Source organism: Clostridium thailandense (genome assembly GCF_019207025.1).
Classification (GTDB): domain Bacteria; phylum Bacillota; class Clostridia; order Clostridiales; family Clostridiaceae; genus Clostridium_AM; species Clostridium_AM thailandense.
Genome location: NZ_JAEEGC010000007.1, coordinates 142,838 through 169,501 on the forward strand (window position 1 = coordinate 142,838; position 26,664 = coordinate 169,501).

The 26,664-nt window shown below is 30.8% G+C and carries 15 protein-coding genes, 1 pseudogene and 1 riboswitch; of the genes and pseudogenes, 11 read left to right on the forward strand and 5 right to left on the reverse strand.

Annotated elements, in window-relative coordinates:
* The first annotated feature begins 5 nt into the window (after positions 1 to 5).
* Together I6U48_RS01985 and hydE are read left to right on the forward strand one after the other, a co-directional pair.
* Positions 6 to 2,141 carry a HelD family protein gene (locus I6U48_RS01985; RefSeq protein ID WP_218318716.1) on the forward strand — a complete coding sequence of 712 codons (2,136 nt, stop codon included), beginning with the start codon at positions 6 to 8 and terminating at the stop codon, positions 2,139 to 2,141.
* A gap of 258 nt (positions 2,142 to 2,399) precedes the next feature.
* Entirely contained in the window at positions 2,400 to 3,446 is a 1,047-nt protein-coding gene (gene hydE, locus I6U48_RS01990; protein ID WP_218318717.1) for a [FeFe] hydrogenase H-cluster radical SAM maturase HydE, read from the forward strand.
* Between the two features lie 26 nt (positions 3,447 to 3,472).
* Here the strand turns inward: hydE and I6U48_RS01995 are convergent, their stop codons facing one another.
* From I6U48_RS01995 to I6U48_RS02005, 3 genes are read right to left on the reverse strand one after another with little or no spacing between them, the layout of a single operon-like run.
* The gene (locus I6U48_RS01995; RefSeq protein ID WP_218318718.1) at positions 3,473 to 4,318 is read right to left on the reverse strand and encodes an ATPase; all 846 of its coding nucleotides are present in this window, start codon (positions 4,316 to 4,318) and stop codon (positions 3,473 to 3,475) included.
* A gap of 41 nt (positions 4,319 to 4,359) precedes the next feature.
* Positions 4,360 to 5,280, reverse strand: coding sequence for a response regulator (locus tag I6U48_RS02000; RefSeq protein WP_218318719.1), 921 nt, complete (start codon positions 5,278 to 5,280; stop codon positions 4,360 to 4,362).
* Positions 5,281 to 5,284: 4 nt separating this feature from the next.
* Positions 5,285 to 6,580 carry an ATP-binding protein gene (locus I6U48_RS02005; protein ID WP_246615159.1) on the reverse strand — a complete coding sequence of 432 codons (1,296 nt, stop codon included), beginning with the start codon at positions 6,578 to 6,580 and terminating at the stop codon, positions 5,285 to 5,287.
* Between the two features lie 375 nt (positions 6,581 to 6,955).
* Here I6U48_RS02005 and I6U48_RS02010 point away from each other — a divergent pair, with 375 nt between their 5' ends.
* The 3 genes from I6U48_RS02010 (at position 6,956) to I6U48_RS02015 (ending at position 10,087) form a co-directional block, all read left to right on the forward strand.
* Positions 6,956 to 8,236, forward strand: a complete 1,281-nt coding sequence (locus tag I6U48_RS02010; protein WP_218318720.1) for a cation:dicarboxylate symporter family transporter — start codon at positions 6,956 to 6,958, stop codon at positions 8,234 to 8,236.
* A 91-nt stretch (positions 8,237 to 8,327) separates the two neighbouring features.
* Positions 8,328 to 8,459, forward strand: coding sequence for a hypothetical protein (locus tag I6U48_RS29995; RefSeq protein ID WP_281421787.1), 132 nt, complete (start codon positions 8,328 to 8,330; stop codon positions 8,457 to 8,459).
* Positions 8,460 to 8,518: 59 nt separating this feature from the next.
* Complete coding sequence (locus I6U48_RS02015) at positions 8,519 to 10,087, forward strand: recombinase family protein (RefSeq protein WP_218318721.1); 1,569 nt, start codon at positions 8,519 to 8,521, stop codon at positions 10,085 to 10,087.
* Between the two features lie 34 nt (positions 10,088 to 10,121).
* On the opposite strand, the pseudogene I6U48_RS02020 reads toward I6U48_RS02015, so the two are convergent.
* A pseudogene (locus I6U48_RS02020) lies at positions 10,122 to 10,406 on the reverse strand (P-loop domain-containing protein); the annotation flags it as partial.
* Between the two features lie 219 nt (positions 10,407 to 10,625).
* Between I6U48_RS02020 and I6U48_RS02025 the strand changes: the two are divergent.
* The 6 genes from I6U48_RS02025 (at position 10,626) to trpS (ending at position 25,506) form a co-directional block, all read left to right on the forward strand.
* Complete coding sequence (locus I6U48_RS02025; protein ID WP_218318723.1) at positions 10,626 to 11,933, forward strand: M18 family aminopeptidase; 1,308 nt, start codon at positions 10,626 to 10,628, stop codon at positions 11,931 to 11,933.
* Between the two features lie 153 nt (positions 11,934 to 12,086).
* Positions 12,087 to 12,312, forward strand: a riboswitch (Lysine riboswitch).
* 107 nt (positions 12,313 to 12,419) lie between these two features.
* Complete coding sequence (locus tag I6U48_RS02030) at positions 12,420 to 13,622, forward strand: aspartate kinase (RefSeq protein WP_218318724.1); 1,203 nt, start codon at positions 12,420 to 12,422, stop codon at positions 13,620 to 13,622.
* A 29-nt stretch (positions 13,623 to 13,651) separates the two neighbouring features.
* A complete protein-coding gene (gene lysA, locus I6U48_RS02035; protein ID WP_218318725.1) occupies positions 13,652 to 14,953 on the forward strand; it encodes a diaminopimelate decarboxylase in 1,302 nt (433 codons plus the stop codon).
* Positions 14,954 to 15,095: 142 nt separating this feature from the next.
* Positions 15,096 to 23,720, forward strand: coding sequence for a glycoside hydrolase family 94 protein (locus tag I6U48_RS02040; RefSeq protein ID WP_218318726.1), 8,625 nt, complete (start codon positions 15,096 to 15,098; stop codon positions 23,718 to 23,720).
* 32 nt (positions 23,721 to 23,752) lie between these two features.
* Positions 23,753 to 24,127 (forward strand): desulfoferrodoxin, encoded by a 375-nt coding sequence (locus I6U48_RS02045; RefSeq protein ID WP_218318727.1) that lies wholly within the window; start codon positions 23,753 to 23,755, stop codon positions 24,125 to 24,127.
* Between the two features lie 380 nt (positions 24,128 to 24,507).
* Positions 24,508 to 25,506, forward strand: coding sequence for a tryptophan--tRNA ligase (gene trpS, locus I6U48_RS02050; protein WP_218318728.1), 999 nt, complete (start codon positions 24,508 to 24,510; stop codon positions 25,504 to 25,506).
* Positions 25,507 to 25,535: 29 nt separating this feature from the next.
* Here trpS and yidA read toward each other — a convergent pair whose 3' ends face one another.
* Positions 25,536 to 26,354 (reverse strand): sugar-phosphatase, encoded by an 819-nt coding sequence (gene yidA, locus I6U48_RS02055; RefSeq protein WP_218318729.1) that lies wholly within the window; start codon positions 26,352 to 26,354, stop codon positions 25,536 to 25,538.
* Positions 26,355 to 26,664: the final 310 nt, after the last annotated feature.

Consider the following 26,664-nt stretch of genomic DNA (forward strand, 5'->3'; position numbering starts at 1 on the left):
TCACTATGGAAAACAATGAACTAGAACGGGAATTGAAAAAGGAAATAGAATTTGTTTTTGAACAAGATAAGCTTAAAGAAGTTGTTGAAGAAATAAAAGGTCAAATTCTCAAGTATACAGATAAGAGAAAAGCAATTACAGAAGGAATCATAAATCTAAGAAAGAAGAATCTTGAAGAATACAAAGATGATGAGGATAAAATAATTGAATATTTTGATCATGAAAGGTTTGTTAGAGAAGAAGCTTTTAGGATTATTGATAAAAAACTAAAAGAACTAACTATATTAAGTAGTTCACCTTACTTTGGTAAGTTCAGTTTTGAAGATGAGTTTGGCGATGAAACCATATACATAGGAAGATTTGGGTTAACTAAGGAGCTTGAGTATGAACCAATTGTTATTGATTGGAGATCACCAGTAGCTGCTTTGTTTTATGCAGGTAAGCTTGGAAATATAAAATATAATGGTCCTTTAGGGGAAATGACGGCTGAAGTACTATCAAAAAGACAATTCATAATAAAAAAAGCAGAGTTACTTGGAATGTTTGATACAAGTATGGATGTAAAAGATGAAATACTTCAAATGATATTAAGTAAAAATGCTGGTGAAAAATTAAAAGATATAATAATGACAATACAGGCTGAGCAGGATGAAATAATAAGACAGCCTAGAAATCAGATTACTGTGGTAGATGGAGTAGCTGGTAGTGGCAAAACAACTATAGCTTTACATAGAGTAGCTTACTTGTTATATAATTATAGGGATGTATTACAGGATAAGGTTCTAATTTTAGGGCCCAATAATATATTCATAGATTATATATCAACAGTTTTACCTAGTTTAGGAGAGATAGGAGTAAAGCAGTATACATTTAGAGATCTAGCTATGGATATTTTAGGACTAGAAAAGGTAATGAATTTTAAAGACTACATGGAAAGAATATTAAGTGGAGATAGAGAATTTAATAAAAATGTAGCATATAAGGGTTCCTTAGAATATATTAATGAATTGGATAAAATAATACAAGAGCTAGATAATGAATATTTTAAGATAGAAAATATAAAGTTTTATGACAAAGTTATTGTTAATAAAGAAGAAATACAGAAAATGTTTGATTCTTATTTCAAAGATATGCCTTTATTTAGAAGAAGTAAAAAGATAAAGAGAATAATATATTCTAAAATAAAAGATGAAAGAGACAATTTAGTTAGACAGATAAATAAGGAACATGAAGAAACAATTAGTAAGCTGTCAGAAAGTGAGCTTAAAGCTCAATACAATAATATTGAGTTTATTAGAAAAAACAGAATAAGAGAGATAGTGCAAGAAGTTATTAGGATAAAGAAAAAGTTGTTTTGGTTAGACAATCCTAATATTAACGAAATATACAATGAATTTAACGACAGAAAAGAATTGACTTATGATGATTTGGCTCCAATTATTTACCTTAAAATAAGATTAGAAGGATTAAAATATAATGAAGAGGTAAAACATGTTGTTATAGACGAGGCTCAGGATTATTCACCATTACAGTTTAGCGTAATAAAAGAACTCACAGCATGTAATTCGTTTACCATAGTGGGAGATAGTAATCAGAGAATAATGCCTATAGATGGTTCTCCTGCAATGCTAGAATTGAAAAATATTCTGAGTGGTTCTGAAATTTATAATTTTATCCTTTCAAGAAGCTATAGATCTACAAAAGAAATAATAGAATATGCAAACAAGTATATTGAAGGCAATAAAACTGTTCCATTAGTGAGAAGTGGAGAAAAAGTTGTAGAGAAGCATATAGATAGCTTAGATAATGCTTTGAATAAAATAATTCAGGATGTAGCAAGATTAAAGAAGAAAGGGTATGAAAGTATTGCAGTAGTTTGTAGAGACTTAAAAGAAACTGAAGCTTTAGGAAAACTCCTCAAGAAGAGTATAAAAATAAAGATACTAGATAGAGAAGATATAATTTATTCTAGTGGAGAAGTTATATTACCAAGCTATTTTGCTAAAGGATTGGAATTTGATGCTGTTATACTTATAGATACTAACACAAGTATCTATGATGAAGAATATAAGTTAAAATATGTGATGTCCACAAGGGCATTACATGAATTATATATTTATACAATTTCCTCGATTAAATAAAAAGGCTTTTATAAAAGCCTTTTTATTTATATAATAATTCATCCGATGACTATCTGATCTAATAGTCCCTCGCACTCTGTTAAAGCGACTATCAACAAATTGGAGAATTTGGGATATGTGTTTCAAGTTTCCAACTTCATTTTAAAAACTTGATATATTTAATAAATTATTTTATAAATCTCTAGTTAAAATTGAATTATTTCATTAAAATAGTTATAAGGGCACTAAAAAGCAATTAAGAAAGGGGTTATCCATAGGATGAGTACAAGCGTTGAATTAATAAAAGAAGCCGAATTTAGTCATAATTTGAATAGGGAAGAAATAGTTACAATATTGAAAGACGATAGTTGTAATGAAGAGCTTTTTCAAGCTGCAGATAGAGTGAGAAAGAAATACGTAGGCGATGAAGTCCATTTGAGAGGTTTGATAGAGTTTTCCAATATATGCAAGAGAAATTGTCTATATTGTGGGTTGAGGGCATCGAATAAAAATCTAGATAGATATAGATTAGAACCAGATGAAATAATAGAATTAGCAAAAAAAGCAGTCGAATATGGTTATAAAACTATAGTTATGCAGTCTGGAGAAGATGAATTTTACACTTTGGATAAAATGAAATATATAATATCTAACATTAAAAAGCTAGATGTAGCTATTACATTAAGTATAGGGGAAAAAAGCTTTGAGGAATATAAGGCCTATAAAGAAGCTGGTGCAGATAGGTATCTAATAAGAATAGAAACTACAGATAAAAAGTTGTATGAAGATTTGGATCCAGGTATGAGTCATAACGAAAGAAAAAGATGTTTAGAAGATTTAAAAGAGTTAGGTTATGAAGTTGGTAGTGGAAGTCTAATAGGATTGCCTAATCAAACGTTAGAATCTTTAGCTGATGATATTTTGTTCTTTAAGGAAATAGGAGCAGATATGATAGGACTTGGACCATTCATTCCTAATGAGGATACACCTTTAAAGAATGAAAAAGGTGGGGAATTTACAATGAGCTTAAAGGTTATGGCAATAACTAGACTTTTAATGCCTGATACAAATATTCCAGCTACTACTGCTATGGAAACGATAAGTAGGAATGGAAGAATAGTGGCGCTTCAAAGCGGAGCCAATGTAGTTATGCCGAATGTAACAGAAGGAGAGTATAGAAAAATGTACGCTTTATATCCGGGAAAAGCGTGTGCAGGAGATACGCCTGCTCATTGTGTAGGATGTATTACTGGAAAGATTACTTCTATAGGAAGAAGTGTTTCTAGTACAAAAGGATTTAGAGTGAGGAAAAAAATTACTACATAACAGCTGTAAGGAAGCAGGGGTAATATTTAACCCTGCTCTTCTTTATAATCTTCTTCGTACTTTAAAATTTTATCTATTAAATTATAGTAGGCTTTATCCATATTTGTAAAAATCATGTTTTCTATATAATAGACTTCAAGTTCATCGTGAAGTTCTTTAGCAGAGGATATAACAGATAAAGCTTTATTTAATAAAGTATAAAATGTATCCTTATCATTTTGTAATTCAGCTTTATCAATAAGAGAATAGTTAACTAGATTTTCAAGGTAAATCTGTATTCCATTAAATTTTTTATTATTTATTTCATTAGAAGTTATTATTGCAATTTTTAGTTCTGGTATTATAATGTGTTCAATTCTTTCAGGAATAAGAGGGTCATGATAAACTTCAGTAAAAAGTCCTCGCTTTGTTGTTTCTTTTAACATAAAATTTAAAACTTGAGTTTTTCCAGTACCAGGACCACCATTCAGTACATATACTTTTTCACAATCTTCACATAGATTATCTATAAAGGTTACAATACCATTAGGTGTAAAGGCAGTAGCAAATAGATGTCTTTCGTCTGCTATTTTAGCAAAGTCATAATTGGATAGAATTTTAACCTTTAAATCTTCTTCCAATAATGACAATCTAGAATAATCTAAAGCCTTTTTATTGTAATTGCTCCAATCATCATGTATAAGTTTTGCTGCATTTATAAAATTATATGCCCTATTAAAGACATTTTGAATTTGTTTGTTTGTCTCTATTATATTCTCTCTATATTTTTTTAATCCATTTTCATCCCAATATTCCCCCAGGTTTAGTACTTCGTCTACGGCACCTGGATTTTGAGGGTCTACTACATGGGATAAGGTATCATAAAGACACAAGGTCTAGGAACAAGAGTTGACTACAAATCCTATTTTAAAACTTATAGTTCCTTTTTAGCTTCTAAAAAAAGAACTTTTACGAACTTTTTAGTATTGATGCGAATTCTTGATATAGATGGTTTAACATCGTTTTTCAATTCCAGCATTACTTTTCTAACCTCTGTAAAATCAAAGAATTTCGTAGCATACTCCTCAAATCTAGGATTAGAATAATCAGTAAGGCCCAGTGAGGCAAGATGAATTAGTGCTTGGAATATAGCTCTTCTAACTCGCTGTTCAGAAGCTTTTATTTCCTTTTGTAAGTCCAATTGATTTGCCAATCCTCCAAGCTTTTTAGTAGCTATAGTGGTAAATATATCTTTAAGTGGAGGAAACTCATGATCAAATGGATTTTGTTTTTCGTATTGAGATAAATATTCAAGCATATCTAATAGATCTGAGCTACCACTTTCACCGATCATGCCTAACTCTGTTAAAAGGAATTGTCCGGATAGGGTTATATTCTTGTTTGAGTAATTGTCTTCAGTTTTATTTTTTTCTATGCCAAACTCCAAAATATTTAGAGTTTTACGTATTTCGGATACAGATTTTTCTAATATAACATGTTCTATTACCTTTTGGATAACACTCACTACTTCTAAACGATTAATTGGCTTAGTAATATAGTATTCAACTCCTAGAGAATAAGATTTACCAACCATCTGCTTGTCTTCTACTTGAGAAATCATTATAATTTTTCCGGAAAAATCCCCATCTAAATCATTTATGGTTTGAATTCCATCTCTGATAGGCATCAATAAATCAATAATGAGAATGTCGACTTTTTTTAGCCTAAGCAGCTGACTATCTACAATGGAACCGTTATCAGCCTCGCCGACAACATTTCCAAGATCATAATCCTCTATTATTTCTTCTAACATAGATCGAATAGCTTCATCATCATCTACAATAAAAAAATTCATTTTATCATCCTTTCTCTGATAAACTTCTAATTGGTAGTTTTATAGTAAAAATAGTTTCATTCTTCTCTGGAAAACTTTCTATATAAACTTGGCCTTTAAGGTTATTTACAACCTCCTTAACATAAGTAAGTCCAATACCTGTTGAAGGATTGCCAGATAAATCGTATTTAGTAGTATATCCTGGTTTGAAAATTAATTCCGCCTTCTTTTTAGGAATTCCTGAGCCAGTATCAAAAATATTAAATTCAATTTCAGTACTATTTTTATTAATGCATATGTTAATTAAGCCAGAAATTTTAATAGATTCTACAGAATTAGAAACTAAGTTGTTAACAAGAGATAAAGTTGTATAAACATGTAGAGGAGGGAATACACCATTAATACTCAAGACAAATTCAATATTTTTTCCTAAAGATTGAGCATATTTTTGGTTAGTTTGAATAATTATGTTACCAATCTCTTCTACATTCATATAGTCTGTTGAATTTTCAGCAGAAATCATTTCAGAAAGACCAGAATAAATTCTTTGATTATCTTTTTTTATCTCATGTACCTGACCAGCAATTCCTAAGATTTTTTTTGCTAATTCTTCGGAGGTAAATGAATTTTGATCGTTTAATAAATTTTGATATAAGTCGTAGCAATTCCTCGTAATTTCTTCTGAATCTTTTAATGACTTTTTTAGTTGAATCGATTCTTCATATAAATTAGATATAAGTAAGAGCATATGTTGATTTTGTTTTTGCTGTTGTATTGAATATATTTCAGCTTCATGAAGTTTTATAGCGTAGAAAAATCCAAGGGCAAAAAAACTTCTAATAACAGCGATAATGACGACCTCGTTTAAGATTGAAAAAGTAATGATATCCTTTAAGACATAATGTCTTATAGAGAGTTCAACAATACTAGATGTTATTTCTATTATAGCAGATAAGAAACCAACTATAAGTGGATGATGATGGAATCTATTTAATTTTGCTAAATAAAATACATATGAATAAGTAAGATAATAAAAAAAAGTAGGAAAATGAAGTATAAAAGAGTTCTGAAGTTGAAAAAAACCTTCTGTGCTAATAGATAAAGCTAAGCGGAAACATACAACAGAGGCTCCAACAATAGCTCCACACAACACTAAAGGTACCTTTCGTATCGCTAATAGGAGTAGAAAAAAAATCGGAACTCCAAAGGTAACACGAAAAGTGTTAGGAAAGGGATAAAACTTTAATTCTCCAGCTAGAGGTACTATCACAACCATTAAAATAATAATATATAGATTTTTTTTAAATAATGTTTCTTTCAATAGAATCTACGCTCCTCTGAATCTGTATATTAAATACTACATACTTAAAAAGAATAACAGAAAATTCGCCAATATTCTAGTAGCTTAATAAAGTTTTATTCTTCGCACATCAGAATAGAAAGAATAAATGAATTTTAAAAAAAATTTTCCCCTATTTATCAGAATGCTTTATATTTTAAATAAAACCTTATATGTTAAATCATTTGGCAGAAATAATTTAATACTAATTATTTTTAAAAATTTCAAAAATAAGTTTATAGATTTTAGTTGAATTTTATAGTTTAGACTATAAAATTCAAATATAGGAAATCTAAATCATGCAATTGGATATATGCATAAAAGAAAAATTATAATAAAGGGGAAAGGTGCGATATAATGAAAAAAGCAAAACTTGGATTAGCAACGCAAATTCTTATTGGTCTTATTCTTGGTATTATTGTTGGTGCGGTATTTTATGGTAACCCAGCAGTTTCGGTTTATCTACAACCAATTGGAGATATCTTCTTACGTTTAATCAAAATGATAGTTGTGCCAATAGTATTCTCAGCACTTGTTGTTGGAATTGCAGGAGCTGGAGATATAAAACAGGTTGGAAAATTAGGAGGAAAAACGATACTTTATTTTGAGATGGTTACTACAGTAGCTATAGTTCTTGGGCTAATTATTGCAAACGTATTCCATCCAGGAACTGGAATAAATATGAGTTCACTTGCAAAAACTAATATTTCTAGCTATATGCAAACTACTCAGACAGTAGCTCATCACAGCTTTGCAGATACATTTGTAAATATAGTTCCGACTAACATTGTTGATTCTTTAGCCAAAGGGGACATGCTTGCAATTATATTCTTCTCTGTTATGTTTGGATTAGGTGTTTCAGCAATTGGAGAGAAGGGAAAGCCAGTGCTTCAATTCTGTCAAGGAACTGCAGATGCAATGTTTTGGGTAACTAACCAAATTATGAAGGTTGCTCCATTTGGAGTTTTCGCATTAATTGGAATAACTGTTTCTAAGTTCGGAGTTAAGTCTTTAATACCACTTGGAAAACTTGCTATTACTACTTATGGTGCTATGATCTTCTTTGTTCTTGTTGTACTAGGTTTAGTAGCAAAAATTGCTGGGACAAGTATCATAAGCATTATAAAAATTTTAAAGGGCGAGCTTATACTTGCATATAGTACTGCAAGTTCAGAAACAGTTTTACCTAAAATAATGGAAAAAATGGAAAAATTCGGATGTCCGAAATCTATTGCAACATTTGTTGTTCCAACTGGTTATTCGTTTAATCTTGACGGATCTACACTTTATCAGGCAATTGCAGCGATATTTATCGCACAAATGTATGGAATACACTTATCAATTATACAACAAATCAATTTAGTTATTGTATTAATGCTTACATCTAAAGGTATAGCAGGAGTACCAGGAGTATCCTTTGTTGTATTATTAGCAACATTAGGATCTGTAGGTATTCCAGTAGAAGGATTGGCATTCATTGCAGGAATTGACCGTATTCTTGATATGGCAAGAACAGCTGTAAATGTTTGTGGTAACTCACTAGCTGTTGTAATTATATCAAAATGGGAAGGAAGATATGACGCTAAAAAAGGACAAGAGTATTTTCAATCTATTTCTGCTGAAAAAAATGCGGCATAGCAAAGAGAGATGACATAATTAATTTTTATTATAATAAGAACTGAATAAATAATTATTATACCCTCATATAATTTAGTATGGGGGTATTTTTATGTGTAAAAAAGAAAGTAAAATTAAAGTAATTGAGAGTTTTAAAAACAATGATATAAGCAAGAGGAAGGAAGTCTTAGAAAAACTAATTTACAGGATAATAAAAAATAGAGAAGAAATTTTAAATAAGTAAAATATATTAGATTTAATAATTTATGAGTTTTGTATAGTAATTTAAGAGAGGTATCTACAGTGTTTAGAGTGGCAATTTATTGTAGATTAAGTGATGAAGATAGGAATAAAAAGAGTTCTATGGATGACAGTGAGAGTATACAGAATCAAAAAAATTTATTAATGAACTATGCAGTAGACAAAGGGTGGAGCATATATAAGATATATAGTGATGATGATTATTCTGGACTTAATGTAGAAAGACCGGAATTCAATAGGATGTTAAAGGATGGAGAGGAAGGAAAATTTAACATTATACTCTGTAAAACCCAATCAAGATTTACTAGAGATATGGAGGTAGTGGAAAAATACCTTCATAATAAATTTTTAGAATGGGGAATTAGGTTCGTAACGGTCGTTGATGGTGTAGATACTTTAGACAAAAATAATAAAAAGTCACGTCAGATAAATGGACTAGTTAATGAATGGTACTGTGAAGATTTATCAGAATCCATTAAAACGATATTTCGTATGAAACAGAAGAGGGGGGAATTTATAGGCTCATTTCCTCCTTATGGATATATGAAAGATCCTAAGAATAGAAATAAGTTAATTGTAGATAGAGAAGCAGCAGAAATAGTTAATATAATATTTAAGTTATATACTGAAGGAAATGGTACTCATCATATAGCAAATATATTAAATGGGAAAAATATACCTAATCCTACAAAGTATAAGCAACTAAAAGGATTTAAATATAAAAATTCTTTTTTAAAAAATGATTATGGATTTTGGAACAAAACAACTATTAAGCGTATATTAAAAAATCAACTCTATATAGGAAATATGGTACAGCATAAATGTAAAAAGATTAATTATAAAACTAAAAAAATGAAAAATTTAGATCAGGATCAATGGATTATTGTAGAAAATACTCATGAAGCGATAGTGGATAAAAATACATTTTATCTAGTACAAAAAAGAATTAAATCTAAGATAAAGAGCACAAAGAAAGGAGAGGCCCATATATTTGCTGGGAAGGTTAAGTGTTTGGATTGCAAAAACACTATGGCCAAGAATAATAATGGTAATGGTTACAGTTATTTAAGATGCAGATGTTACTTAAGTAATACAAAGAAAAAACTTTGCACAAGTCATTCTATAAGATTAGAAGAACTTGAATATGTTATATTAGAGAGAATAAATGCTCATATGAAGTTGATTGACAATAATAGTAAAATTGCAGCAAAGCTGCTAAAGGAGCAGTGTACAGAAACTAATGTTCAAAATTTAAATAGGCAATTAAGAAATGTGAATAAAGAAATAAACCTAATAATGGATGCTTCGAAGAATATTTACTTCGATAAAGTAAGAGGTATTATATCAGAGATTCAGTTCAAGGAATATGCTGAGTTGTTTTTAAAGGAAAAAGAATTTTTAAAATTAAAAAAAGAGGACATAAATAAGAAAATCTGTGAAATAGAAAATAAGCTCACATCTGCAGAAAGCTTAATAAGAAAAATAGACAAATATAAAAAGCTTTCAAAACTTACTCACTATATAGTCAATGAGTTGATTGATTGTATAGAGATTGGAGAAAAAGATAAATTTACTATGGAGCAAGAAGTAAGAGTTCACTGGAATTTTTAATGTTATGAATTCAAATATGCCTTTAGGAAAACGCTACATGAGGTGCAGTTCCATCAACTATGGCTATATTTAATCCTTTTATAACTATACCATCTAAAGAATTATTGTCTGATGAACAATGATGATATTCGATATCATAGCCCTTTGAATTGAAGAATTCTCCTACTTTCTTCATAAGAGTTGATTTTCCAGTACCAGGACCGCCTTTAATACAAATTTTCCTTCTAGCTGTATCTTGGTTAATAATGTATTGATAGAACGAATAAAATCCCTGACTGGTATTTCCTCCTGGAAATACATTTTTAATTTTACCTTTCATAAACACACTCTCCTACTGTATTACAATCATTATATACTATGCATAAATGATTAATTTTGATATATTATTTGTAATATTTTTATACAATCAAAGAATTGAAACTATATAGATTTATAATGATTTAATTAAAAGATGGCAGTCTATAACTAAAAAAAAGATACTTTGGTATAATTATAGAGTAATAACTTTTATTTTCATTTTGTATCGGGAGGAATAATAATGACAGAAGAATTAAAAAAAACCCAGGAATTAATAGACTTTATTTATGAAAGCCCTACGGCATTTCACGCAGTAGATAGCGTAAGAAAAATTCTATTAAATAGTGGATTCCAAGAAATTATGGAAGAGGATAAGTGGAACTTAAAAAAGGAAGGAAAGTATTTTCTACGTAAATATGATTCAGCGATAATCGCATTTGTTGTAGGAAAAGGAGAATTGGAGCAAGAGGGTTTTAGAATAATAGGTGCACATACAGATTCACCAGGTTTTAGAATAAAGCCTAATCCAGACATGGAAGTGGAAGGACAATATGTAAAACTAAATACAGAAGTTTATGGTGCTCCAATAATAAATACTTGGCTTGATAGGCCTTTGTCTATAGCTGGAAGGGTAACAATAAAAAGCGATAATCCTTTCTCACCACAAGTAAGGCTATTAAATATAAATAGACCAATTTTAATAATACCGAATTTAGCTATACACATGAACAGAAATGTAAATTCAGGTGTAGAATTAAATAAACAGAAAGACATATTGCCTTTACTTTCGTTAGTAAATGAGAAGTTTGAAAAAGGAAAATATCTTATAAAAACTATTGCAGAAGAATTAAAAGTAAAAGAGGAAGAAATATTAGATTTTGATTTATATCTTTATGAATATGAAAAAGGAAGTGTAATGGGATTAAATAATGAATTCATATCCTGTGGAAGATTAGATGATTTGATAATGGTACATTCAGGAATCAAAGCATTAACGGAAGTTAACATAGGAAATGCTACTAATGTGATGGTTTGTTTTGATAACGAGGAAGTTGGAAGCAACACAAAGCAGGGAGCAGATTCTCCAATGCTAGCTTTTACGCTGGAGAGAATTATAATTTCGATGAATAAAAATAGAGAAGATTACTTTAGAACTCTTTCGAAATCATTTATAATATCCTGTGATTTAGGTCACGCACTTCATCCAAACTATGGTGAAAAAAGCGATCCTGTAAATAGGCCGATAATTAATAAAGGTCCTATAATAAAAGTAAGTGCGAATCAAAGCTATACCTCGGATAGTGTATCTAGTGCTATTTATAGAAGTATATGCGATAAAGCAGGGGTACCTGTTCAGGTATTTGTTAACCGATCAGATGAAAAAGGTGGATCTACTATTGGACCTATATCTTCAAGTCATGTAAATATAAATTCAGTAGATATGGGACTCCCTATTCTTTCGATGCATTCTATAAGAGAGCTAGGTGGAATTAAGGACTATATATATTCTATAAAATCCTTTAAAGAATTTTATGAATATAATAAATAAAAACGTTTTCTTATAAATATGCAATAGTATGCATAATTTTAATGTAAAAACATAGGAACATATGAGATAAAAATAAATTGAACTTGTGCATAAAAAAGCTTGAAATGTATAATTACTTATGTTAAACTAAATATAATTTAATAACGAGACTTACCTTAGGGTAGAGGTGCTTTAATTAATAGTATTTATTCTTAGTTGGCGGACAGTGAGGAATAAAGAAAGGGATTATGGCCGAAGAAAATATTTTGGCGAAATTATTTTCTGGCTTTGCATATAATATGTGTAAGGTTGTCACCTAAGTTTCTGTAGTTAGATATAGAAACTTGACTATACGAATTTTGTATAGTTCCATTTATGGAGGTGGAGAGCTACAAAGGTACACGGAGTTGCATAGATATTTTTGCAGCAGAGGTGTTCCTTTGCTGCTTTTATTTTTTATATTTTAGGGTATTTTTCATTAAACATAAGATCTTAGGGAGTGATGATATGGCAATTGTTGTGCAAAAGTATGGTGGAAGTTCAGTGGGGACTACAGACAAAATAAAAAAAGTTGCAGAAACAGTAGTAAAGAGAAAAAAATCTGGTGATGATGTTGTAGTTGTAGTATCAGCTATGGGGGATACTACAGATGATTTAATAGGAATTGCAAATGAAATTACTAATAATCCTGATAAAAGAGAATTAGATGCCCTTTTATCAACAGGAGAAATGATGTCAAGTGCTTTATTAGCTATGGCAATTAAAGCATTAGGTTATGATGCTATAAGTTATACAGCATATCAAATAGGAATAAAGACAACTGGACAACACGGAAAATCACTTATTGACGATATAGATGGAGAAAATATAAAAAAGAGTGTATCAGAGGGCAAAATCGTAATAGTAGCTGGATTTCAAGGCATAAATGAAGAAGGGCATATAACTACCCTTGGAAGAGGTGGATCAGATACTTCAGCTGTTGCAATAGCAGTGAAGCTGGATGGAATGTGTGAAATATATACTGATGTAGATGGAATATACGGTGTAGATCCTAGAAAATATAAAGATGCACATAAACTGGATGAAATAGATTATGAGGAAATGCTTGAACTTTCAAGTCTTGGAGCTCAAGTTATGCATTCAAGATCTATAGAACTTGGACAAAAATATAACATTCCAATATATGTTGGATTAAGTAATAGTGATATAAGAGGAACAGTAATTAAGGGGGTAAATAGTATGAATATGGAGAGCAAGCCAGTGACAGGACTCGCAACAAGTGATGAGGACGTAGCTATAACAATAAAGGATATAGAGAATGATATAAATACCGTATCGAGTTTGTTTGAAAGTGTTGCAAGTAAAAGAATTAATATAGATATGATAAGCCAAACAGCTCCAGTAAATGGTAAAGTTAATTTATCCTTTACAATACCAAAGGTTGACCTAAATGAGTGTTTAGATATAATTAAACCATTCTACTCAAACAAAGGTCAAATTGCTATAGATGAAGACATAACTAAATTTTCCGTAGTAGGAATAGGGATGAAAACTACTTCAGGTGTTGCTTCTAAAATGTTTAAATTATTAAGTGAGAACAACATAGGAGTTAAAATGATAACGACCTCAGAAATAAGAATTACTTGTGCAATTAGACAGGAAGACAAAATAAAAGCAATTAATGCTGTTGCGAAAGATTTTAATCTATAAATATAGTCTTTTAGGAGGAAATGACCATTATGAGATTAGTTGGTACTATGGAAATAAAAGATAATAACCTTTATATTGGTGAAGTTAGTACAATAGAATTGGTAAAAAAATTCGGTACTCCTCTATATGTTGTCGATGAAGACCTCGTAAGAAACCAGTGTAGAAGATATTATGATAGCTTTAAGGTTAAGGAAAAGGGAAATAAGGTAGCATATGCAGGAAAGGCATTTTTGACATTAGCTATGTGTCAAATTATAGATAGTCAAGGGTTATGTCTGGATGTAGTGTCGGGGGGAGAACTTTATACTGCATGGAAAAGTGGGTTTCCTATGGAAAAGGTTTATTTTCATGGAAACAATAAAACCTTAGAAGAAATAGATATGGGAATAAATTTAAATGTAGGTAGATTTGTTGTAGATAATTTTTACGAAATAGAAAAAATAAATGCTATTGCTAAAGAGAAGAATAAGGTTCAAAAGGTTCTTTTAAGAATAACTCCAGGAATAGAAGCTCATACTCATGAATATATAAAAACAGGACAAATAGATTCAAAATTTGGATTTACAGTATTAAATAATAAGACTATTGATGCGGTACAAAAAGCTATAGAACTTACTAATATTGAATTGGTTGGGTTACATTGCCACATAGGCTCTCAGATATTTGATACAAAGCCGTATGAAGATGAAGTGGAGATTATGTTAGCCTTAGTAAAAAGTATAAAAGATGAAACTGGATACCAAGTTGAAGAATTAGACTTAGGTGGGGGCTTTGGTATATATTATACACCTGAAGATACACCTAAAAAAATAGAAGATTTCTGTGAAGTTGTATTAAATAAAGCAGAGAATGTTGCAAAAGAACTCGGTATGAGTCTTCCTATATTAGTAATTGAGCCTGGAAGATCAATCGTTGGTAATGCAGGAACCACTCTTTATACAGTAGGTTCAATCAAGGAAATACCTGATATAAGAAAGTATGTAGCTGTAGATGGCGGTATGACGGATAATATAAGACCTGCACTTTACAATGCTCGGTACGAGTGCGTTATAGCCAACAAGGTAGAAAGTAGTTCTAAAGAAATTGTTACGATATCTGGGAAGTGCTGTGAATCAGGAGACATATTGTTAAATAATGTAGAAATACCTGAGGCTGAAAGCGGTGATATTTTAGCAGTTCTTACTACGGGTGCATATGGATATTCTATGTCAAGCAATTATAATAAAATACCAAAGCCAGCTGTTGTTTTAGTTAAAAATGGTGAAGATAAATTGATTTGCAAAAGACAGACTTTTGAAGAAATTATAGAAAATGAGTTGTCACTTAAATAGAATTTTTATAATTAATATATAAATGCGTTGGAAAACTTTTGAGTTTTTCAACGCATTTTGTTTTATTAAAATTCATATTTTGTGATTTGTTGGGAACAATAATCAAAGCACTAATTCTTTTAACGTGAAAGGATGGATCGATATGCTATATTTCATATTTCTAGTTATAACTATCTTAATATTCAGTGCCTATATACTTAGTATTATGTCTGAAAGAAACGATGATGATAAAGAAAATATTATGGATGATGTTCCCACTTTGAATGTAAATAAAGAAGAGTTAAAGAAGCATGCTGGAGAGATTGCTACTTATTCTGCTGAAGCTAAAAAGGGAAACTGTAGAAAAAAGCTAATAAGAAGTTTGGATAATAGTTATAAACAAATATTGAAGAATTATGATTACATAGATAAAGAAGTTAGAAATAGAAATGAAGTTATTCAAGCTGCAGAATGGTTGTTAGATAACCTTTATTTAATTCAAAAAGAATACAAAGATATAAAAGTTAACATGCCTGAAAGGTATTATAAGGATCTTCCTATAATGAATAAAGGCATAATGAAAGGTTATCCTAGAATTTACTATATAGCAGTTGAATTAGTATCACATACAGATGGAAGAGTTGATGAAGAAGCTATAGAAAACTTTATAAACTCATATCAAAAAAATACAATTATTACCAGTGGAGAATTGTGGGCATTACCTATAATGATAAGAATTGCATTAATTCAGAATATAGGTAAGATAGTTGACAGAATAGTATTTGCACAAGAAGAAAGAAAAAAAGGAGATATAATCGCTGATAAAATTATAAATGCACTTAACAATGAAAGTGTTGCGCAGGAACTTAAAAGACTCTCAGAAGATAATACGACGTTTACTTCACACTTGGTGGAAAGACTTTTAAAAGTACTAAGGGACAATGGAGTAGAAAATCATAATGTGTATGAATGGATAGATAACAAGTTAGATAGTCAAGAAACAAACTCTGAGAAAATGATAAACATAGAACATCACAAACAGATATCATATCAAGTTTCTATAGGAAATTCAATAACTGGAATAAGAGAAGTAGTAGCGTTGAATTGGAAAGAAAGCTTCGAAAAATTAAGTTATGTTGAAAGTATTTTAAAAGAGGATCCATTACATATATATGAAAATATGGACTTTGAATCAAGGGATTATTATAGACATAAGATAGAAAAGCTTTCTAAGTATATGAGAGTTCCGGAATCCTTTATAGCTAAAAAAGCTATAGAATGCTCACATGAGGCTGCAGATAGTGAAACCAGTAATGAATATGAAAAGCACGTTGGTTATTATATAGTTGATAAAGGAGTAGAGTGTTTACAAAGAAAGATTAATTTTAAAGGCAAAGGTCCAGAGTATAGATTTATAAAAGAAAATGTAAATAATTATATTGGAATAATAGTTTTTGGAACACTTGTATTATCGGCTTTAGTAACATACATAGGATACTATAGCAACCCTGTGGTAAGTACGTGGAGATATGTTGTAATAATTTTAGCAGCTCTAATTCCTAGTAGTGAAATAGTTATTTCAATTTTTAATTGGAGTATAAGCAAACTAATAGAGCCAAGTTTTATACCGAAAATTGAATTTAAAGATACAATACCAGAAGAATTTAGTTCTATGGTAGTAATTCCAACATTACTAAACAATGAATCTAGAGTAAAAAGTCTGGTAAATGATATGGAAGTATATTATTTAGCTAATAGGGATAAAAACTTATACTTTGCATTATTAGGAGATTTTAAAGATAGCAAAAATGAGCAGGAAGAAAATGATACTAATATAATTGAAGCTGCATTAAAATCAATTAAAGAATTAAATGAAAAGTACAGTGAAAATGATGAAGATATATTTTATTTCTTTAATAGATATAGGCAATACAATCCCAAAGAAGAAATATATATTGGTTGGGAAAGAAAACGTGGGAAATTAACAGAATTTAACAATTTAGTAAAGGGCAAAAAAGACACAAGTTATAATGTATCGAGTGGCAGTATAGAAAAACTAAATAAGTTAAAATATATAATAACTTTGGATGCAGATACTCAGCTCCCTAGAGGAAGTGCGAGAAAGCTAATAGGGGCTATGGCTCATGTATTAAATAAGCCTTATTTGGATAATGAGAAAAAGAAGATATTAAGAGGGCATGGATTAATGCAGCCAAGAGTTGGGGTAAGCACTTTAAGTTCCAATAAAACCCTATTTTCAAAGATTTTCTCAGGGGAATCTGGAATAGATATGTACACTAATGCTGTGTCTGACGTATATGAAGATTTATTCAATGAGGGTATTTTCACAGGAAAGGGAATATATGATATAGAAGTTTTTAATACTGTTTTGAAAAATGAAATACCTGAAAATTCAGTATTAAGTCATGATTTACTTGAAGGGTCTTATACTAGGGCTGCGTTAGTTACAGATGTAGAATTAATTGATGGATATCCAGCCTACTATAATTCTAGCGCTAAGAGGCTTCATAGATGGGTACGAGGAGACTGGCAGCTGATTCCTTGGTTATTTAAAGATACCGTGTTAAATAAATTATCTAAGTGGAAGATATTTGATAATTTAAGAAGAAGTTTATTATCAATATTTATTATGATTCTAATTATACTATCTTTAGTTTTGTTTTATAATCCTGATACATGGCTAGTGATAGCTTTTATATCATTGCTTTGTCCAGTATTTTTTGGAGTTTCTGAGGTTGTGATTTCTTCATCTAAAGGAATAAGTCTAGGTGGTAAGGTTGTGAATGGCAAAAACCTTATTGAACAATTTTTTCTTATATTTTGTTTTCTACCTCATCAAGCTTATTTAATGTTAGATGCTATCATACGGACCTTGTATAGGTTATCTATAAGTAAGAAAAACTTGTTGCAGTGGCAGACAGCAGAGGATGTAGAGAAAAGTTCAAACAGAAACCTAGAGGATTTTATAAAATTTATGTGGATAGGAAGTATAATAGGTGTTTTGATTTTTAGTATTTCCTTAAAAAGTTCATTGGAAAGTGCAGTTTTAATGTTTCCTTCCTGTGTGATTTGGTTTCTAAGTCCATATATAGCGTATAGGATAAGTAAAGATATAGAACAAGAAAAAGAAAATTTAAATGAAGATCAAAAAGAAACATTAGGAAGATTAAGTAGAAAAACTTGGGCTTATTTTGAGGACTTTGTAAATGAGGATAATAATTGGTTAGCACCCGATAACTATCAAGAAGATCCTAATAATGGTGTAGCCCCTAGAACATCACCAACTAATATGGGTATGGGAATAACTTCTAGTATAGTCGCATTTGATATGGGGTATATTGGAATGTTGGAATTAATTAATAGAATGAAAAATATAGTGGAAAATATGGACTCATTAGAAAAATATAGGGGACATTTCTATAATTGGTATGATACGAAGAGTAAAAAACCCCTCAATCCTAGATATATTTCTACTGTAGATAGTGGAAATCTTATAGGTTATATGTGGTTAATTAATGAGTCTTTAGATGAATGTCTCAGCAGACCTGCTACAAATAAGAGCATATGCAAAGGATTAATTGATACATTACGGCTTGCAAATACGGAAATAGAGAGTGAACTTGAATTAAGGGAGTTTTACTCTGATGAAATCGAAAAGCTAAAGAACACAGAATTTAACATGTCTGCTTGGAAAAGCATAGTTATAAGTATTAAAGACAAATCCTTAGAAATAGAAAAGAAACAAGAAAATAAGGAGCTATATTGGAATGATAAATTAAAGAATGATTTAAATAATATTTTAAAAGAAATTCAGTTGTTATTTCCATGGATAGATATAACTGTAGATAATCTAAGTGAGAAAACGAAAAACAGACTTAAGAATTTGTTAGAAAAAATAGCATTAATCAATATGCCTGAAGAAATAGAAAATTTACAACATGATTTTAGTGAAAGCTATTCTCAAAAGAAGGACTCCGTGAATGATAATTTAAATCGGTTGTTAGAAAGTGGTAAAGGTGAAATAAGAACTCTCTTGGATACTGTTAGAAGTTTAAAAGAAAAATTGAATTTTTTAGCAGATAACACAGATTTTAAAATGTTATACAACAAAAAAAGGCAACTATTCTCTATAGGATATGATGTAGAAAAGGATAGGCTAGATAACTGTTTTTATGACTTACTTGCATCTGAAGCAAGACAGGCAAGTTTCGTAGCTATAGCAAAAGGCGATATAGATCAAACTCATTGGTTTAAATTAGGCAGGTCAATGACATCAATGGGAAAAGGAAAAGGCTTAGTTTCTTGGAGTGGAACAATGTTTGAGTATTTTATGCCTTTCATAATTATGAAAAATTATCCTAATACCTTGTTGGATGAAACTTATAAAACTGTAGTTACCGGACAAAAAAGATATGGAGATAAAAGAGGGGTACCTTGGGGAATATCAGAATCTGCGTTTTATTATTTTGATGTTAGTTTAAATTATCAATATAAGGCTTTTGGGGTTCCAGGTATAGGATTAAAGCGAGGTCTTATAAATGAATTGGTAATTTCTCCTTACTCTACTGTTATGGCGCTAATGATTGATTTGAAAAATTCCTTTGATAATATTAAACGGTTGATAGAAATGGGAATGGAAGGACGATATGGATTTTATGAATCTATAGACTATACTAAAGAAAGAGTACCTAAAGGAAAAAAAAGTGCCATAGTAAAATGTTTTATGGTACATCATGAAGGTATGAGCTTAATGTCTTTAGACAATGTTTTGAATAGCAGAATTCTCCAAGAAAGGTTTCATAGAATTCCTAAAGTAAAAGCTACAGAACTGCTTCTTCAGGAAAAAGTACCTAAGTCTATTGTATATGATAGAGAAGAGCAATATGATACTTTGGATATTTCATCAGAAAGGCAGAATTTATCGGTAAGAAGATACCATACAGCCAATACAGAAATGCCAGAGAGTCATTTAATGTCAAATGGTAGTTACTCTCTAATGATTACTAATAGCGGAAGCGGGTATAGTAAAAGGGATGATATGACAGTTTACAGATGGAGAGAAGATGTAAGCTTAGATGATACTGGTATGTTTTTTTATATAAAAAATATTAATTCAAATGAATATTGGAGTGCAGCTTATGAGCCATGTAAGTATGAAGGAGAAAGATATGAGGCGGTATTTTCATTAGACAAAGCAGAATTTAAAAGAAAAGACGGAAATTTGTTAACGCATACAGAAATTGCAGTTTCTAATGAAGATAATGCAGAGATAAGGAAGATCTCTATAACTAACCATAGTGATAACTCACGAATAGTAGAGATTACAAGCTACTGTGAAGTGACTTTAGCTCACTATAATGCAGACTTAGTTCATCCTGCATTTGGCAATTTATTTATTAAAACTGAGTACATGGAGAACTTAGGTTGTGTTGTTGCAAATAGAAGGCCTAGATCGAGAAAGGATAAGCAACCGTGGGTTATGCAAACTATCGCGCTAGATGGAAGTTCGATAGGTTCAATTCAGTATGAAACGAGTAGAGCTAACTTCATAGGGAGAGGAAGAGATTTATCTAATCCTCAGGCAATGGATAATGATGCTCAATTAAAAATGACCGTAGGTGCTGTACTTGATCCTATAATAAGTATGAGAGTCAGGGTGAAGATAGAAAATGGAGAAACCTGTCAAATTGCTTTTGCTACAGCAGTAGCAGACTCGAAGGAAGAAGTAATACAACTTGCTGAAAAATACTCAGAAATGAGAAATATAGATAGAGTTTTTGAACTTTCTTGGAGCGGAATACAAGTAGAAATGAAGTATCTAGGCATAAAGTCAGCTCAAGCAAACTTATATCAACTAATGGCATCAAGAATTATATTTTTAAATACACTATTTAAAAATAGGGCAGATTACATTATGAATATAAGGAAAGGTCAATCTTCTCTATGGTCCTATGGTATTTCAGGTGATGTACCTATAGTATTGCTTATAGTTAAAGAAGAAGAAAATATAAACTTAGTTAGACAACTTTTGAATGCTCATGAGTATTGGAGTTTAAAAGGATTAAAGGTAGATTTGGTTATATTAAATTTACAAGGTAATTCTTATATTCAATCAATGCAAGATACTGTAAGAGATTTGATAAGTTCGAGTCATGCTAGAGATAAACAAAATAAGACTGGTGGAGTATTTCTTCATAACAAAGCCACTATATCTGATGAAGATATAGATTTATTGATGGCTATAGCAAGAATTGTCATAGAAGCTGATAAAGGTTCACTGATAACTCAAATAGAAAGTAGTAGTAAATTAGAGAGTGAACAGGAACCATTAATAGCAGAACAACAGGAATACAGCGTACATTCTCATGGATTTGATATTCCAGAATTACTATATTTTAATGGGTTAGGTGGGTTTGATAAAGATGATTCTTATTGTATAGTATTAAAAAACTATGAAAATACGCCTGCACCATGGATAAACGTAATCTCAAATGGTAAGTTTGGTTTTCATGTATCCGAAAGTGGAGTTTCATACACCTGGAATAAAAACAGTAGAGAGAATAAGCTAACTACTTGGTCTAATGATCCTGTAATAGATAGCGAAGCGGAAGAAATATATGTAAGAGATGAAATAACAGGAGATATTTGGAGTATAGCACCTAAGCCTATAAGAGATAAAGGGGATTACTTAATAGAACATGGTTTTGGATATTCTAAGTTTACCCATGAAGCATATGGTGTTTTTGGTGAAATGACTATGTTTATTGATATGAATGAAAATGTTAAATTGTGTAGGATAAAGCTAAGGAATATTACAAATATCAAAAGAAGGTTGTCTGTAAGTTATTATGCAAAGGTTGTCCTAGGTGTAACGCATGAACAGACAGCACAATATGTATTTACAGGATTTAATGATAAAGATAATTATATTTATTCACGAAATCCTTACAGTGAACATTTTGGAGGATTAATTTGTTATCTAAAAATTGTTGGAGGAGAAGATGTATCTTTTACTGGAGATAGAAAGGAGTTTATAGGGAGAGGAAAGAGTGTAAATGCTCCGGAAGCACTCAAGTTTAAAAAATTATCTAATACCGTTGGAGCTGGCTTTGATCCTTGTCTTGCAGAAAATGTTAAAGTCACTCTTGATAATGATGAAGAAAAAGAAATACTAATACTTCTTGGCCAGGAGGAAAGTGCCGAAAAAATATCAGAGGTAATAAATAAATATAGTACAGAAGGCGCCGCTGAGAGAGAATTAATTAATACAAAGGACTTTTGGAAAGGTTTATTTGATACTATACAAATAGAAACACCTGATAAATCCATGGATATAATGATAAATGGATGGCTTATGTATCAAATTATATCCTGCAGATTCTGGGCAAGAACTGCATTTTATCAATCAGGAGGAGCATATGGATTCAGGGATCAACTCCAGGATGTAATGCCTATAGCTTATTTAGACCCAGAGATATCGAAAAAACATATAATTTACAGTGCATCTAAACAGTACTTGGAAGGAGACGTTCAACACTGGTGGCATCCAGTAGTGGAAAGCGGAATTAGAACAAGATTTTCAGATGATTTGCTATGGCTTCCTTATGTTACTGCTGACTATATACAAAATACAGGAGATTACAGTATATTAGATGAGAAAGCAGGCTATTTAGAAGATTCCGAATTAAAAGAAGGAGAGGATGAAAGATACAATATATCAAGAAAATCAGATAAACAAGGTACAATTTATGAACATTGCATAAAATCAATAGAGAGGTCGCTGAACTTTGGAAGTCATAACATTCCGCTTATGGGCTCTGGTGATTGGAATGATGGAATGAGCACAGTTGGAAATGAAGGTAAAGGAGAGAGTGTATGGCTTGGATGGTTCTTATATAGTATCCTCGATAAGTTTATTGATATATGCAGATTAAAAAATGATGAGGAAAAAGTTAAGAAATATAGCGAATTGAAGGAATTTATTAGAGAAAACCTAGAAAAGAATGCATGGGATGGCGGATGGTACAGAAGAGCTTATTTTGATAACGGAGTACCTTTAGGGTCATTACAAAATGATGAATGTCAAATAGATTCGTTATCTCAATCCTGGGCTGTTATTTCTGGAGCTGGAAAGGAATCAAGAGTAAAAGAAGCTATGGAAGCATTAGAAAGAAATCTGATTAAAGAGGATAAAGGAATAGTGCTTTTACTTACACCAGCCTTTGATAAATCTTCATTAGAACCAGGATATATAAAAGGGTATGTTCCTGGAGTAAGAGAGAATGGAGGACAGTATACCCATGCATCTATATGGGTAATACTAGCTTTAGCTAATATGGGATCTAATAATAAGGCTTGGAGAATATTCAATATGATAAATCCTATAAATCATGCAAAGTCATATTTGGATTGTCAAGTATATAAGGTAGAGCCTTATGTTATGACAGCTGATGTTTACGCTGTAGAACCTCACACTGGAAGAGGCGGATGGAGTTGGTATACTGGTGCAGCAGGATGGATGTATAGAACTGGAATTGAAGCTATAGTTGGCTTGAAACTGATAGGGAATCAAGGGTTTACAATAAAGCCATGTGTGCCTGATGAATGGCAAGGTTATAAAGTGTATTATAACAGAAAAGATTGTAGGTATAATATCCAGATTCAGAGAGATAAGAAGAAGGGCATTTGGCTTGATGGAAAATTCATAGAGAATGGAATAGTTCCTTTCCTGAAGGAAGGGGAGCATGAAGTTAGGGTTATAATATAAGGTTATAGAAGTTTGTAAAGGGAGGAATTATTATGACAGAGGTTAGACAGGTTTATAAGTGTGAAATTTGTGGAAATATGGTAGAAGTTATTCATAAGGCAGGAGGAAGTTTGGTTTGTTGTAATAAACCAATGACTTTGCTGGTTGAAAATACGGTTGATGCAGCTGTTGAAAAGCATGTTCCAATTATAGAAAAAATACAAGGTGGAGTAATAGTTAAAGTCGGAGAAGTTGAGCATCCTATGCTTGAAGAACACCATATTGAATGGATAGAAGTGCACACTGCTAATAAGGTATATAGAAAATGTCTTAAAGTAGGGGAAAAGCCAGAGGCAATATTCAAAGTAGATGCAGAAATTTTGTTTGCAAGAGAATATTGTAACATACACGGATTATGGAAAAAATAGTACAAATTAAAAAAAATTACATTAGGGTATTGACAAGAAGCATTTTAAAGAATAATATAATTTACAAGAATTAAAAATGTAAAATCCAATGAAGGAAAGTAAGTAGACTTAAAAACAGATTTGAAGAGAGTTGTAAATGGTGGGATTACAACAATTATGATTAAGTTGAATGGGTTCTTGAGGATCGGGATGAATAAAAAGTAGTTCCAAGACGTAAGTCTTACGTTATAAAGACAGGATATTTTTAGGTATCTTTAATAAGAAAAAGACTTATTATTTGTCTTTTTGAAATTAGGTGGCACAGCGACATTACACGCCCTATGGTTTTTAGAACCATAGGGCTTTTTTATGATTAATTTAAGATAGGATAGGTGATTATTATGGATGAAAAGAAAAAAGTAATATTTAGTGGAATTCAACCATCAGGAAACTTAACAATAGGAAATTATCTAGGAGCTTTAAAGAATTGGGTAAAGTTGCAGGATGAGTATGATTGCTATTATTGTGTAGTAGATCTACATGCTATAACTGTAAGACAAGAGCCTAAAGAGTTAAGACGTAGGACTCTTGAAGTACTTGCAATATATCTAGCAGCTGGACTTGATCCAGAGAAAAATACTTTATTTATTCAATCACATGTTCCAGCACACTCTGAGGGAGCATGGTTGTTAAATTGCTTTACTTATCTTGGAGAGCTCGGACGAATGACTCAATATAAAGATAAATCTCAGAGATATGGAGACTCTATAAGTGCAGGATTGTTAAATTATCCTGTTTTAATGGCAGCAGATATATTACTTTACAATGCAGACCTAGTACCAGTTGGAATAGATCAAAAGCAGCATTTAGAGCTTACAAGAGATATTGCTGAAAGATTTAATAAATTATTTAGCCCAACATTTAATATTCCAGAGCCTTATATTCCTGAGACAGGTACAAAAATTATGGATTTGCAAGAGCCAACAAAGAAAATGTCAAAATCAGCAGATAATCCGAATAGCTATATACTAATACTTGATCCTCCAGATGTAATAAGAAAAAAGATTAGCAGGGCTGTTACTGATAGTTTAGGCACAGTTAAATATAGTGATGAACAACCAGGTGTTAAAAATCTAATGACAATATTAAATGCCCTAACAGGTATGACTATGGAGCAAATAGAGAAAAAGTATGAAGGTCAAGGTTATGCACAATTTAAGCTAGATGTTGCTGATGCTATAGTTACGGAATTAGAGCCTATACAAAAAAGAATAAAAGAAATTTTAGATGATAAAGAGTACCTTGAGAATATATATAAGAAAGGTGCAGAAAAAGCAAATTATGTTGCAAGTAAAACGATAAGAAAAATGCAGAAGAAAATAGGATTCATACCAAGATAAGAAATAAGGGTTCCGTTTGGAACCCTATTTTAACATACTTTTTCAGCGCCTAATATAAATTTATTTATTACATGAGCAACTCCATGACCTTCGTTGGTTTTGGTAACATAGTTTGCAACTTCTTTTACTATAGGAAATGCATTACCCATGGCAACTCCAAGACCAGCGTATTTTATCATGTGTATGTCGTTTTCTGCATCACCCATACAAATGATTTCTTCCTGATTTATACCAAGGTTCTTGGCTAAAGTTTTAACTCCAAAGCCTTTGTTGACTTCTTTGTTTATGAATTCTAAAAAGTAAGGAGCACTTCTAAGCACTGTATATCTATTATTAATGTCTTCAGGAAGTTTTTTTATAACTTTATCTAAAATGCTTTCGTGGTCTATGAACATTATTTTTACTATAGTAGTGTTCTTATCAATGTTATCAAAGTCAACTATTTCAAGTGGTATATTATTTAGGTCAGATTCCAATTGGCTATATTTATTAATTTTAGGAGTGACACATGAAGAAGGAGTCAGAAAGTGAATATTTACATTTAGTTTTTTACTTAATTCATATAAATATTTAAGATCATTTAAATTCATATAACTTTTAGCTATAATTTCACCTGTTTTAGTATTTTGAATTACTGCGCCATTAAAAGAAACAGCATAGTCATTTTCGCCTATTAAATCTAACTGTTTTAAATATTTCTCAATACCTTTAATAGGTCTACCAGTAGCTAAAACAAATTTCACACCATTTTCTTTAGCCTTCTCAATAGCAGTAAGGTTTTCTTTAGATATAGTTTTATCTTCTTTTAACAAGGTTCCATCCATATCAAGGGCGACTAATTTATACATATTAAACCTCCGAAGTTACATTTTTAAAAATATAAATATATGAATTATTATATCATCTAGTCTGTTAAAATAAACTTTATGAATAATCTATATTACCCTATCTAAATTAAATAGGTGAAAAATTAAACGTTTAACTTAAGTAAATAAATTTTCGACATATTATTTCTCTTCTTTACGTCAGATTATAACTTACTAAGTAAGCGGCCATATCAAAATCACAGCTTTGGGATATCTTCTTACTATGTGGGAATGAGTATATACAACCTAAGTTGACATTGCTTAATAATAAAGTTAAAATCATTGTTGAAAG